The organism is Streptomyces sp. NPDC006208, assembly GCF_040613775.1.
Classification (GTDB): domain Bacteria; phylum Actinomycetota; class Actinomycetes; order Streptomycetales; family Streptomycetaceae; genus Streptomyces.
In genome coordinates, this window is record NZ_JBEXSW010000067.1 from 22,280 (window position 1) to 38,562 (window position 16,283).

General features: G+C 68.5%; 14 protein-coding genes and 1 pseudogene. 7 read left to right on the plus strand and 8 right to left on the minus strand.

The window, feature by feature from the left end; translation table 11 throughout:
• Positions 1 to 123: 123 nt before the first annotated feature.
• Positions 124 to 783, plus strand: coding sequence for a TetR/AcrR family transcriptional regulator (locus ABZ208_RS35670; RefSeq protein ID WP_356913602.1), 660 nt, complete (start codon positions 124 to 126; stop codon positions 781 to 783).
• A 425-nt stretch (positions 784 to 1,208) separates the two neighbouring features.
• Here ABZ208_RS35670 and ABZ208_RS35675 read toward each other — a convergent pair whose 3' ends face one another.
• Positions 1,209 to 1,364: a hypothetical protein gene (locus ABZ208_RS35675; RefSeq protein WP_356913603.1), complete on the minus strand. Its 156-nt coding sequence runs from the start codon at positions 1,362 to 1,364 to the stop codon at positions 1,209 to 1,211.
• 159 nt (positions 1,365 to 1,523) lie between these two features.
• On the opposite strand from ABZ208_RS35675, the gene ABZ208_RS35680 reads away from it, so the two are divergent.
• Genes ABZ208_RS35680 through ABZ208_RS35700 form a run of 5 tightly spaced genes read left to right on the plus strand, consistent with a single transcriptional unit; the run spans position 1,524 to position 7,165 of the window.
• Positions 1,524 to 3,269: an ABC transporter substrate-binding protein gene (locus ABZ208_RS35680; protein WP_356913604.1), complete on the plus strand. Its 1,746-nt coding sequence runs from the start codon at positions 1,524 to 1,526 to the stop codon at positions 3,267 to 3,269.
• A 14-nt stretch (positions 3,270 to 3,283) separates the two neighbouring features.
• Positions 3,284 to 4,207 (plus strand): ABC transporter permease, encoded by a 924-nt coding sequence (locus ABZ208_RS35685; RefSeq protein ID WP_356913605.1) that lies wholly within the window; start codon positions 3,284 to 3,286, stop codon positions 4,205 to 4,207.
• Positions 4,204 to 5,190, plus strand: coding sequence for an ABC transporter permease (locus ABZ208_RS35690; RefSeq protein WP_356913606.1), 987 nt, complete (start codon positions 4,204 to 4,206; stop codon positions 5,188 to 5,190). Before ABZ208_RS35685 ends, ABZ208_RS35690 begins: the two co-directional genes overlap by 4 nt.
• Positions 5,190 to 6,194, plus strand: a complete 1,005-nt coding sequence (locus tag ABZ208_RS35695; protein WP_356913607.1) for an ABC transporter ATP-binding protein — start codon at positions 5,190 to 5,192, stop codon at positions 6,192 to 6,194. The genes ABZ208_RS35690 and ABZ208_RS35695 overlap by 1 nt, the downstream gene beginning before the upstream one ends.
• Positions 6,191 to 7,165 carry an oligopeptide/dipeptide ABC transporter ATP-binding protein gene (locus tag ABZ208_RS35700; protein WP_356913608.1) on the plus strand — a complete coding sequence of 325 codons (975 nt, stop codon included), beginning with the start codon at positions 6,191 to 6,193 and terminating at the stop codon, positions 7,163 to 7,165. The genes ABZ208_RS35695 and ABZ208_RS35700 overlap by 4 nt, the downstream gene beginning before the upstream one ends.
• Positions 7,166 to 7,417: 252 nt before the next feature.
• On the opposite strand, the gene ABZ208_RS35705 is transcribed toward ABZ208_RS35700, so the two are convergent.
• The 5 genes from ABZ208_RS35705 to ABZ208_RS35725 all read right to left on the minus strand — a co-directional run bounded on the left by ABZ208_RS35705 (position 7,418) and on the right by ABZ208_RS35725 (position 13,473).
• Entirely contained in the window at positions 7,418 to 8,143 is a 726-nt protein-coding gene (locus tag ABZ208_RS35705) for an NAD(P)-dependent oxidoreductase (RefSeq protein WP_356913609.1), read from the minus strand.
• A gap of 35 nt (positions 8,144 to 8,178) precedes the next feature.
• The gene (locus tag ABZ208_RS35710) at positions 8,179 to 8,640 is read right to left on the minus strand and encodes a hypothetical protein (protein WP_356913610.1); all 462 of its coding nucleotides are present in this window, start codon (positions 8,638 to 8,640) and stop codon (positions 8,179 to 8,181) included.
• A 123-nt stretch (positions 8,641 to 8,763) separates the two neighbouring features.
• Complete coding sequence (locus tag ABZ208_RS35715) at positions 8,764 to 9,216, minus strand: hypothetical protein (RefSeq protein ID WP_356913612.1); 453 nt, start codon at positions 9,214 to 9,216, stop codon at positions 8,764 to 8,766.
• A gap of 472 nt (positions 9,217 to 9,688) precedes the next feature.
• The gene (locus ABZ208_RS35720; RefSeq protein WP_356913613.1) at positions 9,689 to 12,532 is read right to left on the minus strand and encodes a BTAD domain-containing putative transcriptional regulator; all 2,844 of its coding nucleotides are present in this window, start codon (positions 12,530 to 12,532) and stop codon (positions 9,689 to 9,691) included.
• A 362-nt stretch (positions 12,533 to 12,894) separates the two neighbouring features.
• Positions 12,895 to 13,473 (minus strand): hypothetical protein, encoded by a 579-nt coding sequence (locus ABZ208_RS35725; protein WP_356913614.1) that lies wholly within the window; start codon positions 13,471 to 13,473, stop codon positions 12,895 to 12,897.
• A 453-nt stretch (positions 13,474 to 13,926) separates the two neighbouring features.
• Here ABZ208_RS35725 and ABZ208_RS35730 point away from each other — a divergent pair, with 453 nt between their 5' ends.
• Positions 13,927 to 14,235, plus strand: a complete 309-nt coding sequence (locus ABZ208_RS35730) for a hypothetical protein (protein WP_356913615.1) — start codon at positions 13,927 to 13,929, stop codon at positions 14,233 to 14,235.
• A 54-nt stretch (positions 14,236 to 14,289) separates the two neighbouring features.
• Here ABZ208_RS35730 and ABZ208_RS35735 read toward each other — a convergent pair whose 3' ends face one another.
• Both ABZ208_RS35735 and ABZ208_RS35740 read right to left on the minus strand, forming a co-directional pair.
• A complete protein-coding gene (locus ABZ208_RS35735; protein WP_356913616.1) occupies positions 14,290 to 14,667 on the minus strand; it encodes a hypothetical protein in 378 nt (125 codons plus the stop codon).
• Between the two features lie 98 nt (positions 14,668 to 14,765).
• Positions 14,766 to 15,974, minus strand: a pseudogene (locus ABZ208_RS35740) (IS256 family transposase).
• Positions 15,975 to 16,283 lie beyond the last annotated feature (309 nt).

A 16,283-nucleotide genomic window follows, 5' to 3' on the forward strand; every position in this document is an offset into this window, starting at 1 on the left:
ATCGGAGACTCAGTGATCTGATGCTCTGTCAGAACAACGTTCTCAGAATAGGAATGAGCGTTCCCACACGCCAGAGGCTGTGGCAGGATTTCTTGCACAGGACGGGGAAGGCGGGGAGGGCGGATGGCCGACGGGGCACCGGATCTGGTGGAGCGCGCGGTCGCCCGGCCGCTCGCCGGACGCTACGAGGTCTCGGCAGCCGAGGTGCAACGGCTGATCGAGGCCACCTACACGGTGATCGAGAGGACCGGATCGCTGGACCCCACGGTGCGCGACATCCTGCACGAGTCGGGCCTGTCCAACCAGGTGTTCTACCGGCACTTCCGGTCCAAGGACGACCTCCTCATCGCCATGCTCGACCACGGCCGACGCCGGATGGCGGACCATCTGCGCCATCGGATGTCCGCGGTCGCGGGTCCACTCGACGCGGTCCGGGCCTGGATCGAGGGGGTGTTCGCCCAGGCCGCCGACCGGCGTGCGGCCGCCAGGACCCGCCCCTTCCTGGCCCATGTCGACCGGCTCGCGGCACGCTTCCCCGACGAGCAGCGGGCCTCCGAGGAAGCGATGATCCAGCCGCTGGCCTTGGCACTCCGCGAGGCCGCCGCGACCGGCGCTCTCAACGGCGCGGGCGAGGGGGCCGACCACGACCGCGATGCCCGGACCGTCTACCTGCTGACCATCGCGGTCCTCCACGAGCACCTGCGCACCGGCACCCGACCGGAGACGGCGGAGACGGACCACCTGGTGCGGTTCGCGCTCGCCGGCCTCAGAGGCAGCCGCTGACTGCTCGCCGTGGACACCTCCGGCGAATGCCAGGCCTCCGCGTGGCGACCGTCCGGCTCCGTCCCGGAACAGACAGCCGGCCTCCCGGCGTCCCGCGGACAGGCTGACCCATCCCCCGGGTCTGGCGAGGTTCGCCGGCAGGTCGAAGCGGCGACCCTCGCCCACTTCGACGGGCCCGCGGCGCACGAGGGCAATGCGGCCAATTCTCCGGACAAATCTCGTCCGTCAGGCAGCGAGGGCTGCAGAGCGGGGGCCAGTTGGTGCGCCGGGCCAGGAGGTCCGCAGCATCCCCGCAGACCCTTGATCTCCCGGAACATCCAGGAGCAGATCATCTGCCCGGTGAGCAGGAGAGGGTCCACCTCCTCCGCGGACCCGGGAAAGCCGGCAAGTGCCCGGGAGGCCGCCCAGCAGGTCGGACCGGCCCCTTACCCGTACAGCGCGTCCTGCATGGCGGCGAACAGCGGGTTGTCGGTGACACCGGTCAGGGCCTCCACCTGATGGAGGAAGGTGTCCGTCAACTCGCTGTCTGTGTCCAGGGATTCGTCGCACAGGCAGTGGATCCGTTCGAAGCCGTCCCCCATGCCGAGGGTGCGCAGGCGATGGGGCCGTGAGGCGGCCCCCCTTCCTCGGACACGGGTGGGTAACGAGATACCCGACACCTTGTCAGTGCAATGTCACATTACTATGTTACGGGTCACATTCCAGTTCTAGGCTGTCGACTGCTTCCGGAGTGACCACTCATGGACAAGCACGCCTGCACCTCTCTCGCCACAGCACTGGTGGCGACCCTCGCCCTCGGCTTATCCGGCTGCTCCGGCGGGCCGGAGGCGAGCGGCACCCGTAACGGCAGGAATTCCGCAACGACCAACAACGGCCAAGTGGTTGGCGGGACGCCGAAGAAGGGCGGCACCCTCACCGTCCTGTCCAACCAGGACTTCACCCACCTCGACCCGGCCCGTAACTGGGTGATGGGCGACATGGACTTCGGAACCCGACTGCTCTACCGCACCCTTGTCACGTACAAGGCACAACCGGGCGCCAAGGGCGGGGAGCTGGTCCCCGACCTCGCCGAGGATCTCGGCGTCTCCTCCAACGGAGCCAAGACATGGACTTTCAGGCTCAAGAAGGGCCTGAAGTACGAGGACGGCTCGCCGATCAGCGCTCAGGACATCAAGTACAACGTGGAGCGGTCCTTCTCCCCCGACCTGCCCGGCGGCCCCGACTACGCGGCCCGCTACCTGGCCGGCGCGGAGGGCTATCAGGGCCCGGCCCAGGGCGAGCACCTCGACTCCATCAAGACCCCCGACGAGCACACGATCGTCTTCGAACTGCGCAAGCCTTTCGCCGAGTTCCCCTACGCGACGGTCCTGCCCACCTTCGCCCCGGTGCCGAAGGCGAAGGACAAGGGGCCCCAGTACGACAACCGCCCCTTCTCGTCGGGGCCGTACAAGATCGAGTCGTACGACCGGGACAAGCAGCTCCTGCTGGTCCGCAACACCCACTGGGACCCGGGCACCGACACGGTGCGCAAGGCGTATCCGGACAAAGTGGTCGTGGTGATGGGGCTCAAGGGCAACCAGATCGACGACCGGCTCATCGCCGGCCGGGGCCAGGACGCCTCCGCCGTGCCCTGGGGCAAGCTGCGCCCCGAGAGCACTCCCAAGGTGCTGACCAAGGACGATGTCAGAAGGCGGCTGCTCGCCGAGTCCACAAACTGCACGGAGATGGTGCAACTGCACACCGGCCGTGCGCCGTTCGACAATGTCAAGGTGCGTCAGGCCGTGCAGTACGCCCTGGACCGCGAGGGCATCCTGACCGCCTCCGGCGGGCCGGCCCTCAACGACGTGGCCACCGCCTACATGCCGGGGCCGCTCTTCGGCGGCAATCAGCCCGACACCCTGAGGATTCCCGCAATCGGCGACGCGGTGAAGGCGAAGCAGCTGCTGAAGGAGGCGGGCAAGCCGGACGGCTTCTCCACCAGCATCACCGTCTCCAACGGCGACAAGGGGGTCGGCGAGGCGATCCAGCAGTCCCTCGGCCGGGCCGGGATCAAGGTCACCATCGAGACGGTGGACCCGTCCGCCTTCTACGACACCATCGGAGACACCAAGAATCGCACGGACCTTGTCTACACCGGCTGGTGCCCCGACTACCCCTCCGGTTCCACCTTCCTGCCCTTCGTCTTCGACGGCCGCTACATCAAGGAGAAGGGCAACTCCGGCAATCACTCGCTCTTCCGCGACGAGGCGAGCATGAAGCGGATGGACGAGATCGCCGCCATGACCGATGCCGAGCAGGCGGGCAAGGCGTGGCGCGAGCTGGACGGACAGATCCTCGCCAAGGCCCCGGCGGCACCCGCCGTCATCGAGCGCATGCCCCTCCTGCTCGGTACCAACGTCGCGGGCGCCTTCGGCCACACATCCTTCGGCGGCCAGATCGATTACGCCACAGTCGGCCTCAAGGACCCCTCCAAGAGCAGCAACTGAAGGTACGTCACCTCATGACTTCCACAGTCTCCGTTCCGGTGGGCAGCAGCCCCTGGCAGCTCGCCCGCGCGGAACTGCGCCGTCGCCCCTCTGTGAAGATCTCGCTCGTCGTGGTCGCACTCTTCGCGGTCATGGCAGTGGCCGCCCCTCTGCTCAGCGCGCTGGGCGGCTGGTCCCCCGAGGAGTTCGACAAGTCCGCCGTCGACCCCTATCTGGGCGGACAGCCCATCGGTCCGTTCGGTGGCGTCTCGGCCGATCACTGGCTCGGCGTCGAACCCGTCACGGGCCGGGACCTGTTCGCCCGTGTCGTGCACGGCGCCCGGATCTCCCTGCTCATCGCCTTCGCCGCCACCGCGATCGTCGTCATCGCGGGGACGGTGGCCGGGGTCGCAGCCGGCTACTTCGGCGGCCGCACCGACGCCGTGCTCTCCCGCCTGATGGACCTCACCATGTCCTTCCCGTCCCTCATCTTCATGATCGCGATGATGTCCGTGGCCAGGGACGTCAACCGGGTGGTACTGATGACCGCCGTGATCGGCCTGTTCGGCTGGCCGGGCATCGCCCGCGTCGTGCGCGGCCAGACACTCTCGCTGAGGCATCGCGAGTACGTGGACGCAGCACGCGTCGCCGGATCGGGGCCCTGGCGGATCATCGGCCGGTCCATCCTCCCGGGCGTTGCCGGGCCCGTCATCGTGTACACCACACTGATCATCCCGGGGATGATCGCCACCGAGGCGGCCCTGAGCTACCTGGGCGTCGGCGTCCGTCCGCCCACCCCCTCGTGGGGGCAGATGATCGCCGAAAGCGTCGCCTTCTACGACACCGATCCGATGTACTTCGTCATCCCGAGCCTCTGTCTGTTCCTCACCGTGCTCGCGTTCACACTGCTCGGCGACGCGCTGCGCGACGTCCTCGACCCGAGAGGACGCCGCACGTGATCGTCTACCTCGGCCGCCGGATGCTCGGCGTCATCGGCGTCCTGATCGCCATCGCGGCCGTCACCTTCACCATCTTCTACGTCCTGCCCGCAGACCCGGCTGCCGCGGCCTGCGGCAAGTCGTGCAGCGCCGAGCGCCTGGAGGCGATTCGCGCCCACATGGGGCTGGACCAGCCGCTGTGGCGGCAGTTCGCGGAATTCGTCACCGGCATCTTCACCGGCCGCACCATGGGCAGCGGCCAGTACGCGCTGCACTGCGACTTCCCCTGCCTGGGCTACTCGTACGAGAACAGCCAAGGCGTGTGGGACCTGCTGACGGACCGGCTCCCGGTCTCCGCCTCTCTCGCCCTGGGGGCCGCGGTGATCTGGCTGTTCCTCGGCCTGACCGCAGGAGTCACCGCCGCCCTGCGCAAGGACACCCTCACCGACCGCGCCCTGATGGTCGGCGCGGTCGCCGCCGCCTCCCTGCCCGTCTACTTCACCTCGGTGATGCTCATCTACGGGCTGATCCGGACCGCCGGCCTCCTTCCCTACCCGCAGTACGTGGAGTTCACCTCCGACCCCCTCCACTGGGCCTCGAACCTGCTGCTGCCCTGGCTGGCCCTGGCCATCCTGTACGCGGCCATGTACGCGCGGCAGAGCCGCAGTTCGATGATCGAGACGATGGCGGAGCCGTACATCCGCACCGCCCGCGCCAAGGGACTGCCGCGGCGCACGGTCGTGGTCAAGCACGGGTTGCGGGCAGGTATGACGCCCATCCTCACCATCTTCGGGATGGACCTGGGCGGACTGCTTGCGGGCGCGGTGATCACCGAGTCCATCTTCGGGATCCCCGGCATCGGGCGGCTCTTCTACGGAGCGCTGTCCACCGGCGATCAGCCGGTCATCCTCGGCGTCACGCTGCTCGCCGCCACCTTCATCGTCGTCGCCAACCTGGCCGTCGACCTGCTGTACGCCGTCGTCGACCCCCGAGTGAGGTACTGATGGGCGACCTTGAACCCGCGCTCTGCGTACGGGACCTGACGGTCACTTTCACCACCACTCACGGTCTCGTGCGGGCCGTGGACAGCCTCGGCTTCGAGGTGCGGCACGGAGAGACCCTCGGCATTGTCGGCGAGTCCGGTTCCGGGAAGTCGGTCACCTCCCTGGCCGTGATGGGCCTGCACACCAGCGCCTCGGTCTCCGGCTCCATCATCCTGGGCGGCCGGGAGCTGACCGGTCTGCCGGAGCGCGAACTGAACCGGTTGCGCGGCAGGAAGATGGCGATGATCTTCCAGGATCCGCTCTCCAGCCTCCATCCGTACTACACCGTGGGCGAACAGATAGCCGAGCACCACCGCGTGCACTTCGGCAGCGGCAGACGAGCTGCCCGTGAGCGGGCCGTGGAAGCGCTGGCCGAGGTCGGCATCCCCGAGCCGAGACGCCGGGTGCGGGAGTACCCGCACCAGTTCTCCGGCGGCATGCGTCAGCGCGTGATGATCGCGATGGCTCTGTCCTGCGAACCCGAGCTGCTGATCGCGGACGAGCCGACCACCGCCCTGGACGTCACCGTCCAGGCGCAGATCCTGGAGCTCATCGCACGGATCCAGCAGGAACGGGGGCTGGCCGTCATCATGATCACGCACGATCTGGGAGTGGTCGCCCGCGTTGCCCACGAGGTGCTGGTGATGTACGGGGGCAGAGCAGTCGAAAGGGCCGACGTGGACACCCTGTTCACGGCACCGGCCCACCCCTACACCCGTGGGCTGCTCGACTCCCTTCCCCGCTTCGACGACAGCGACGACGAACCCCTGAGAGCGATTCCCGGCACCCCGCCGTCCCTGCTCACCCCGGCTCCCGGCTGCGCGTTCGCGCCCCGCTGCCCCAGGCTCGCCCGCGCCTCGGACCAGGAACGCTCCCACTGCGAGAGTGAACTCCCTCTCCTCGACGGCCCGGCCGGGCATCCGGCCGCCTGCCACTTCCCCGCGTACGAAGGCATCGCCTCATGACGTCCATCGAACCCCTGCTGGCTGTACGGAACTTGACGATGACATTTCCCGGACGACGGCGATCCGCCCCGGTCCGGGCCGTCGACGGCATCACATTCGACGTGGCGGCGGGCGAGACGCTGGGACTTGTCGGAGAGTCCGGTTGCGGCAAGTCCACCACCGGCCGCCTGATCGTCCGGCTCCTGGAACCCACCGCAGGCTCCGTCACCTACGACGGACGCGACATCAGCCACCTGTCACAGCGGGAGCTGAAGCCGCTCCGCAAGGACCTGCAGATGGTCTTCCAGGACCCGCACTCCTCCCTCAACCCCCGTCAGACGGTGGCCCGGATCATCTGCGACCCGCTTCTCGTACAGGGCAGTTCCGCAGCGGACGCACGCAAGCGCGCCGCTGAACTGATGGAGCTGGTGGGGCTCATCCCCGAGCACATCGACCGCTACCCCCACGAGTTCTCCGGCGGTCAGGCCCAGCGCATCGGCATCGCCCGCGCACTGGCCACCGGCCCCCGGCTGGTCGTCGCCGACGAGCCGGTCTCAGCCCTCGACGTGTCCGTCCAGGCCCAGATCGTCAATCTGATGGAGCGGCTCCAGGGCGAACTCGGCCTGGCCTACCTCTTCATCGCCCACGACCTGTCCGTCGTCAAGCGGGTGTGCGACCGGGTCGCCGTGGTGTACCTGGGCCGCATCGTCGAGATCGGTGCGAAGGAACAGGTCTACGCCGCCCCGGCCCACCCGTACACGCGCGCGCTGCTGTCCGCCGTACCGCTGCCCGACCCGGCCGCCGAACGGTCCCGCGAGCGGATCACCCTGCTCGGTGACCCGCCCAGCCCGGCAGCTCCCCCGCCCGGCTGTACCTTCCATCCGCGCTGTCACAAGGCGCAGGAGATCTGCCGCACCGAGGAACCGTCCCTGCGAATCGCAGCGCCGGGGGCGATGCGGCAGGTGGCCTGCCACTTCCCCGAAGCGGCCTGAGCCGCCTGAACACGGCTGTGCCCCGCCACCCTTTCGTCACTCCACAAACCGCGTTTCGTCAGTTCCCCTCCGCTGCTGACACAGCATCACGGACTTGAATCAGCGATCCAACCTCGAGCTTTCGTGAAGGCTCGCCAGTTCAACTGGTGGATTTTTCGGGTTTGTTGGTCAGAGACCCTTTCATGTTCGTGATCATGATCCGGACAGCCCGCCACGCGAAAGCTCGAGGCTGGATTTCAGTGTCGGGATCGGTCAGTCGTCGCTGGGTCTGCCGAACTCTTCGATCAGCACGGGATACTGCTCCCCTCCGTGTCCGGCTGCGATCGAACGGTCGGCCATCGCCTTGATCAACTTCGGCAGCTCGGCGTTGACACCCACCGCCTCGCTCTCCTCGACCAGGTGCGCCATCGACCGCACCTCGGCCTCCAGGGCCGACACCTCGGCCGGGAAGGAGCCGCTGTCGATCTGCTCGGCATATCCAGGCAGCCATTCGGCCACACCGGCAGCGATCCGCCGGGCAAACGGCGCATACGTTGCGGCGTCAACACCGGCCGGCCTGAGCAGGGCAGTGCCCTGGAGCCAGGCGTTCAGGACGCTCCACATCATGGCTAGGCCGGCCACGTCGTACAGGGACGCCAGCCCATGGTCCGCGCCAAGGTAGGTGACGGTGCCGAGTGCTTCGAGTGTTGACTTGTGTGCCTCGAAGTCCGACTGCGGCCCGCTGTGCAGAATCACCGCCTCGGCAGTCCCAATCGCCGGCGGGATGGCCATGATGGCGCCGTCCAGGTAATGGGCGCCTCGCTGGTCGGCCCATTGGGCAGCTTGCCGGGCCTGGGCCGAGTCGCCCGAGGTCAGGTTGATCAACAACGTGCCGTCCAGCTCGAAAACCAGCAGCAACGAGCAGCAGAGGGAATAGGGCCCTGACGACGGTCGGTTCGGCCGTCTCGTCGATGTGCACAGGCGCAGCGCGGACGTCACGGGCAGGTTCTGTTGCCTGCCCGGCGGCCGCCGGATCATCTTCCACGGTCAACGGCGGCCCAGCGGGGGCGTGAACCCACGCGCCCAGGCATGGCCAGTTCGGCCCGTAGCGCGTCTTCCAGCGTCGACAGACCGTCCTCCACGCCCTGGAGCGGCCATTCGTCCGTCGTCGAGGTCCCCTCGAAGACGACGGGCTGGACGCGCAGCAGGGCACGGTGCACGTCACTCACAGCGGAACGAACCTCGTCGCCAGCTATCAGCGACGCCTCGACGACCCATTTGTAGGCGGCCGACCGGTTGTCGAGCAGCTTGCCGTCGTCTTCGTCCTTCAAGATGGAGGCGAGGGAGTCGTGCCAGGCGTACAGGGTGATCAAGAGGTCCCGGTACAGACCCTTCTTGTCGTCCAGCCAGCGGACCTGTTCTGCATGGGCTCGTTGTTCCTGCTGGATCCGTATCTGTCCGCGCTGAGCAAGCCATGCGCCCGCAAAGCCCGTCACGGCCCCAACCGTTGTGCCTGCAAGTCCGACCAGTGCAGCTTCCATGACTGCTTCCTAGCAGAAAACCGACTCCGCGAGCCGGGGAAGCTCAACGCTGCCATGGGAGGGGCTGTCGCTGATGCCTCATTGCTCGGCAGTCAGTGCCCAGTGGACCGCCGACGACGCCGAGACGTGAATGGTCGCTTCGCTGCGCGGTCGCTTCAGGTGGATCTCGTTGTAGGTACTGCTCACCTCGTGGTCCGCGCATGCGAGTGGGAAGCTGACACCGATGGGCCAAACGGACACTGTGAGGGTGCCCTTTCCCTGGCAGTTGACGTGGATGGCCAGCCTTCCCGTGCCGACCTTCTTCGTCAGGGGCAGGGCGACGTTGCCCCTTTGCGATGCGACCTGAAGGACGGCTGTGCCGTCGCCAGGCTCGGGCGCCCGGGTGACGGTCTCGCCTCCGATGTGTTCGGCGCGACCACTGCTCGTGGCGTTGCCCGGCGCCGGCTTCACGGGGGACGCCGAGGCAGACGTCGCACGGGGCTTTGCGACGTCGGTGCAGCCGCTGAGCCCCAACAGCACTCCTGTGGCCATCAGGCATGCACCGCCTCGGCACAAGCGGCGTGCGAGGGACGTCAGTTCTCCCACAGGCAGATCGACTCGTGCGCATCCGACAGCGATTCCCATGTGAGTCACCCTCTCCCTCTGTGCCACCGCTCGTCGGGGCGGCCGATCGTGACTCTAGGGAGCAGTAACTCCTTGGCCTCAGAGGAATCTCCATTTCTGAGCAAGATCAGAGGTTCCAGGTGGATGCCACCACGCGGCTCAAGGTCATACAGCGACGGATCAGTCGGCACGCCGCCGCGGAAACGGCCCGGAATCCGTCGGTCGTGACGCCGGTGCCGTATGAGACGGCCTTATGTGGCTCGCCCTCCTCGCACGCCACATGCTCACCGGCTCGGCTGCGACGGACCACCGTGAACTGAGCGGCTCGCGGGCCATCGCCGACAGGCCGGCAGCCCTGATCCGTCGGCGAGACCAGGGCCAGCACATGCGTGGTGTCCCTCTACCGGGCTTCGCGGTCTTTGAGCTCCTCAATCGCCAGGGCGCGGGCGGCGTGCACGTCGAGAACAGCCTGGAACTGCTTGCGGGCCTCGTGGACGCGGCCTGTCGCCAAGTAGACGTGTCCCAGACGGCTGCGGATGTCCATCTCCAGCCAGTGGTAGCTGGGATCGGTGATCGGGGACAGCAACTGGTGCTGGAGAAGGGCCTGGTGATGGAGGGCTACGGCCGCGTTCAGGTTTCCCTCACCCCGCTCCGCCGTGCCCAGCCGGGTCAGGCTGCGCGCGCAGAGGAAGATGTCCCCGACCTGCTCGCCCAGTTCGACCGCCTGGCGGAACCGGCTCTTGGCCTCACCGTAGTGCCCGAGGCGGAGGTGGACGTCGGCGGCGCAGGTCAAGGTCCTGCCGAGTACGCGCGGTCTGCCGTCCGCCTCGGCGTGCGTGTGGGCGTCGGCAAAGCAGGCCAGCGCCTCCTCGTTCCGTCGCCGGAACTGGTGGGCGAGTCCGAGGGTGACGAGTGATATCGAGGCGATCCAGTCGTTGCTCAGATGCCGGGCCAGGTCCACAGCCGCAGTGAGATGGCGGATCGCCAGGTCGTCATCACCCACACTCAGGTCGACAGCCCCCAGCGCGGCGAGAGCCCGGGCCTCTTCGAACGGGTCGGTGCGGCGCCGGCTGAGGTCCAGTGCCTCGGTGACGCAGGTGCGGGCCTGTCGGTACCGGCGTTGGTACACGCCGGTGTAGCCCAGGCAGTTCCGCAGGGCGAGGGCCATCCGCTGGTCGGTGGCATCGTCCACGTGCGCGAGTGCGATCTCAAGGGCCGTCTGGCACTCGTGGTAACGGCCCTGACGTACGAAGTAGTCGACCAGCGCCTCGGCGATCCAGCAGGCATAGTCTGCCTCGCCGAGGGCCGCGGCATGTCCGACGACATCGGCGAGCTCGCCACCGGCCGCGTCCAGCCAGGTCTCCGCATCCTGCCAATGTGTGAACGGTGCGTCGGCGGGCCGGGGTCCGGTGGGGAAACCGGCAGAGCCGAAGTCACTGGTGATCCGGGCGGCGTCCAGATGGAGACGGAGCGCGGCTGTGCGCGCGGCGGCGGCTTCGGCGGGCGTGGCTTCCGCGAGGCGTCGTGCGTGCACGCGAACCAGGTCGTGCAATCGGTAGCGGCCCGGACGCGGCTGCTGCAGGAGACTCGTGTCGACGAGGCTTTCCAGGATCTGCTCGGTGTCGTAGTACGGCCGGTCGAGCATGGTCGCCGCCGTCAGCACGTCGAACTCGACCGTCGGTGCCAGGCCCAAGGCGCGGAATCCGCGCTGCTGCTCGGGTGCGAGCTGGTTGTACGACAGGCGGAAGGTCGCCTCCACGCTGCGATCCCCGACGCTCAGTTCGCCGAGCCGGTGCTCATCACCTGCCATGCGGTCCACCAGGTACTCCACCGTCCAGGTACGGCGGTTCTGCAGGCGCGACCCGGCGATGCGCAGTGCCAGCGGCAGCCCGTCGCACAGCCCGACCAGCTGATGCGTCGCCTCCGGCTCCCTGCCCGCGCGCTCCTCTCCGATGATGTGCGTGAGCAGGGACACCGCGTCCCCGCTCTCCAGAGGCTCCAGGGTGACCCGCCGGTCGGCGTCCAGTTCGGCCAGCCGTCGTCGGCCCGCCACCAGCACCGTGCTCCCCGCTCCTGCGGGAAGCAGCGGTCGTATCTGGTCGGCGTCCAGGGCGTCGTCCAGCACGAGGAGCAGTCGTAGCGGGCTGGTTGCCGCGCGCCAGACGGCGGTGAGTTCTTCGAGGTCGCTCGGCAACTCGCCCTTGGCCGCGCCGAGCGATCGCAGCAGCCGCTGCAGCGCTTGCTCCGGCGATTGCCGCCGCTGCGTGCTGTGCGCGCGCAGGTCCACGAACAGGCAGCCGTCCGGGTGACGGGCGCTGAGCTCACGGGCCGCGCGGACGACGAGCGCGGTCTTGCCGACCCCGGCCGTACCGTCCACCGTCACGATCGATACGGATCCGGGCACAGAAGGCGCGATCAGCTGCGCCAGCTCGGCCTCCCGCCCGATCAGGCGGCCGGCATCTCCCGGCAGTTCATTGACTGCGCGGCGCAGCCCCGGCCGCGGGGGCAGCGTGGCGGAGCGCGCCATGGCCGGCCCGAGGAGGCGTTCGTCGTCCCGGCGCAACACCGCTTCGTGCACGCGGCGGAGTTCATCACCAGGACCGACCCCGAGCTCGTCGCGCAGGCGCTCGATCGTGTCCTGATAGACGTTCAGCGCCTCCGCCTGGCGTTCGCTGCCGTACAGCGCGCGCATGCGCAACGCCACCAGCGACTCGTCGTACGGACTGGACAGCGACAGGGCGGCGAGGTCGTCCAGCGCGTCGGCGAAGCGGCCGAGCACAACCAAGCACTCGAGCCGCTGCGTTCGAACCGTGCGCAGGCGCTCCGACAGTCGCTGCCGTTCGACGTCGGCGAACGGTCCGGGCAACCCGGCCAGTGGCTCGCCGCGAAACAGGGCGAGCGCCCCGGAAAACCGGTTCATCGCGGTGGTCAGGTCACCGGCCGCCTTCGCGCGCTGAGCGCCGGCGACCTGCTCGGCCAGGTCCGCCACGTCGAGCCGGACCCTGTCCACGACGAGGCGGTATCCGCCCCGTTCCCCGCGGATCACCGAGTCCGCCGGCCCGGTGCCCTCCGTGTCGAGGAGCTGCCGTAACGCGTAGATGTAGCTGGGCAGTACCTTGCGGCCGGACCCCGGCGGCTCGGCCCCCCAGACCCCGTCGAGCAACTGCTCGTGGCTCACCAGGAAGCCCGGACGCAGCGCCAGCGCCGCCAGTACGGCCTGTCGCCGAACAGGCCCCAGGTCCAACGGCGTTACCTCACGCCAGGCCCGGACCTCTCCGAGCACAGCGAGCCGAAGCCTCTGAGGGTCCCCGTTCACCCCGAAGCCTCCACTCCGCCGCGCATCGTCGAAATTTCATCTGCATTGCAGCGCCTTCCGTCAAGGTTTGCAAGTGACGATCGAGAACACCGTTGAGAACCAGCGGTACGGGCCGGCGCGCCGGCCGCCAGGCACGGGTTCCCGGCCGGTCAACGCCCTCGCGGGCGGGCTACACCACCGTGTTCGTCCGTACTGAGGACGCCTCCTTCCACGCAGTCGACGCGGAGACCGGCGAGGTGCCCCGCACGGACGACAGGCCGTGTACATCAGCCCCGCACATCACGCCGTGGTCAGCGTGCCTGCCCTCCGCCCGGGCGGCGCGGACGGCGTGGCCCCTGGTTCGGCCGGCGACGCGGGGGGTCGCCGTCGGCTGGGGCCGACGGGGAGGAGAAGCCGCCCGGTACCCCGGCGCGTGCGGTTGCCGCGGGCGCGGGTGTCTCCGTTGCGGCGGGCCTCGGGCGCGGGGCGCGGGCGAGGGTTCTGGCATGGGGGATCAGCGGGGCGCAGGTCTCGCAGACCTCTTCGACGCTCCACACCCGTCCGATGGTCGGATCGTGGCGCAGGATCAGCACAGCGGCGCCGGTGCAGTGCACCTTGGTGTCCTCGTGAGCGGCGCAGTGGTCGGCGCGGCAGTGGCAGGCGGCGTTGGGCCGCAGGGTTGCTGCCTTGGCGTGTGCGGCGGCGTGCTGGGCGGCGAACGAGCGCAACGCGGCCAGGTCCTTGGAGCGCGGTGGCATCCGGCAGGCGGCGGTGGAGCAGGTGACGGTGGCGGTGCGGTCGCCGTGGCCGGTCAGACGCACGGTCCAGGAGCGTCCGGGGACGCGTTCGGTGCCAGGGGCACGATTGGTTTCGCTGTAGGCGGTCGTCACAGGGCCGTCCGTTTCGGGTTGATCAGTAGGATGTCCGCTCCACTATGAGCTACCCAGCAACCAGTTGGGCAGCGCGTTTTTGTGCGCAGCAGTGCGGTCCCGGGCGGTGAGTCGGCCCGATGCGGTGGTGTCCCGTCAGATGGCCCGCCAAGGTGGGGTCGTCCTCGTGGGCGACGAGCGTGCCGGCCTCCCACCAGATGATGGCTCCGGTCGTGCGCAGGTAGTGGACGGTGGCGTGACGCTGGGGCGTCCCCGCAGCACAACGTTGCCCGCCTCGCACAGCACGGGCCCGGGCCGGCCGGTGGCGGTGCTGACCGTGGCTGTGGGCAGGGCTGGGCGTTTCCTCCGGATCAGCGATGGGAGTGCAGGCGGCCGGCGAGCCGATGCCTGGTTGTTCCGGGGTGGGAGTGGCTGGTGGCCGCACGTGTTCGAGGAAGCCGTACGATGCCTGCCGTGGATGCCTCACAAAACAACTTGCGCTGTGGTCTCTGTGGGCAGGTCACGGATGCCCGGCACGAGCAGAACCACGAGGAATCGGTGGTAAGCGCCGACAGGCGCGTGGAGTACGTAGTTATCGAACTGCGGGGCGCCACTGCCCACTGTCAGGCTGTCGATGACCCCTCTCGGACATCCAAGACCGGTGCCGCCGGGCTGGCGGAGCAACTGGGGATTGACCTGCCTGATCTTCTTGGCCGCCACTACACGTGCTGGGAGACGCCTGGGGAATACGGTGTCATCCGGAGGGGCTTCGAGCTGGTCTGACATGCAACAGCGCTGAACCTTTCACGGAGGAATCGTCAAGACCTGTGGATCAAGTCAGTTGGGCTGGTCCCGATGCCGCAGCTGACGGCTTGCTGCATTTCGAACGCGGCGGGTTCGTCCGCGCTCGGCCAGCAGCCTGAGGGCCTCGGGTGAGGTCACGATCTGTCTGGTTGCGGCCGAGTGCTGGAACCAGTCGGATGCGCTGGTGAGCTCCTCGGCGACCCACGGCTTGCCCAGGGCGATGGTTCTGAGCAGGGTCCACTCGTGCAAGCGGCGGGCGGGGAAGTCGCGATCCGCGATCACTTCGGAGAGAGTCTGGGCCCAGGACGTGAAATGGGGGTCGGTCAGCAGGGCGGCGGCCCGGCGGTCCAGATGGAGGCCCACCGCGCTGTCCGCCATCGTCTTGTCCTGGTCGTGCAGGACGGCGGCCACCAGGTCGGCCTCGTCCGCCTCGGCGACGGCTTCCAGAGCCTCCAGATAGCGGGCGAAGCGCCGGTGCTCGGCGGGCTACTCGTCGGTGTGGAGGCCGGTCATGCCGCGATCCCTTCCGGCCGCTCAACCAGCTGGCCGCGCTCGAAGCGGGCTCCCGCCCGGACCAGGGCAACCAGGTGGGACGCGTTGACCGCGCGCCACCGGGGCCTGCGCGGATTCGATCAGTTTGAACACCATACTCAGCGCGGCGGCCCGACTGCCGGCGCCCTTGGTGACCTTGGTGCGCAGCCGCACGGTGGCGAAGGTCGACTCGATGGGGTTCGTGGTCCGCAGATGGATCCAGTGCTCGGCGGGGTGGTCGAAGAACGCCAGCAGCTCGTCCTCGTCGTCGGTGACCCGCTTGACGGCCTTGGGGTACTTGGCCCCGTACTGTTTGGCGAACGTGGCGACCGCCTTGGCCGCGTGCTCTTTGTCCTCGGCGTTGTAGATCTCCTGGATCGCGCGCTTGGCGGCAGGCTGTGCCGACTTCGGCAGTGCGTCCAAGACATTGGCCGTCTTGTGCACCCAGCACCGCTGGTGGCGGGTGTCAGGGAAGACTTCGTTCAGCGCGTTCCAGAAACCGAGTGCGCCGTCTCCCACGGCCAGGTGCGGGGCCCGCATGCCCCGGCGGGCGCAGTCCCGCAGCAGGCCGGCCCATGCCTCGGACGATTCGCGGTAGCCGTCCGTCATCGCGATCAGTTCCTTCGTGCCGTCCGCCCGCACTCCCATCAGCACCAGAGCGGCGGCCTTCGCGTCCTCGAGACGGATACGCAGATGCACGCCGTCTGCCCAGACGTAGACGTAGTCGGTGGTGGACAGGTCGCGGTCCATGAACGCCGTGTGGTCGGCCTGCCACTGGGCGGTCAGCCGGTCACCGTCGCAGGCGAGAGGCCTGCCGAGGAGCCCAGGAACTGTTCCATTGCTGGAACGAAGTCACCGGAGGACAGGCCATGCAGATAGAGCAGCGGCAGTACCTCGCTGATCTTCGGAGACTTCCGTGCCCAGGGCGGCAGGATCGCCGGGGAGAACCGTTTGCGCTCGCCGGTTGCTTCGTCGACGCGCTTGTCGTTCACCCGCGGTGCCCTCACCTCGACCGTCCCGGCCGCCGTGGTCACCTTCCTCGGTTGGTGGAAGCCGTTGCGCACGACCAGACGCCGGCCCAACTTGTCCCTTTGATCCGCCAGCTCGGCTATGTAGGTGTTGACTTCCGACTCCAGCGCGGCAGCCAGCATGCGCCGTGCGCCTTCACGGACAATCTCGTCGATCAAGGAGCCGTTCGGGGTGGTGCCATCGGCGTTAACTACGCTGAGCGCGGGCGTGCCTTCCCGACCGACGTTTCCCGACCGACGTTCGCAGCGTCGGCCTACTCGGTGACCTTCAATCGATCACTCGGGAAGGTACGCCCTTCGCGCGCCACCCCGAGGTCGATCCACAGGTCTTGAGCATTGCACCCTTTCACGGCCGTCACGACACTCACCTGCTGATGCGTTCCCTTCGGCGAGCGAGTAGGCGCCCGACACGGCCGAACGCTTCAGGGCCCGAGCCGACCGCGCCGAGGTGCCCCCTGCCGGCTACTG

Coding starts and splice junctions, on each gene's coding strand:
- ABZ208_RS35670 (WP_356913602.1), top strand. CDS start 124: ATGGCCGACGGGGCACCGGATCTGGTGGAGCGCGCGGTCGCCCGGCCG.
- ABZ208_RS35675 (WP_356913603.1), bottom strand. CDS start 1,364: ATGGGGGACGGCTTCGAACGGATCCACTGCCTGTGCGACGAATCCCTG.
- ABZ208_RS35680 (WP_356913604.1), top strand. CDS start 1,524: ATGGACAAGCACGCCTGCACCTCTCTCGCCACAGCACTGGTGGCGACC.
- ABZ208_RS35685 (WP_356913605.1), top strand. CDS start 3,284: ATGACTTCCACAGTCTCCGTTCCGGTGGGCAGCAGCCCCTGGCAGCTC.
- ABZ208_RS35695 (WP_356913607.1), top strand. CDS start 5,190: ATGGGCGACCTTGAACCCGCGCTCTGCGTACGGGACCTGACGGTCACT.
- ABZ208_RS35700 (WP_356913608.1), top strand. CDS start 6,191: ATGACGTCCATCGAACCCCTGCTGGCTGTACGGAACTTGACGATGACA.
- ABZ208_RS35715 (WP_356913612.1), bottom strand. CDS start 9,216: ATGGCCACAGGAGTGCTGTTGGGGCTCAGCGGCTGCACCGACGTCGCA.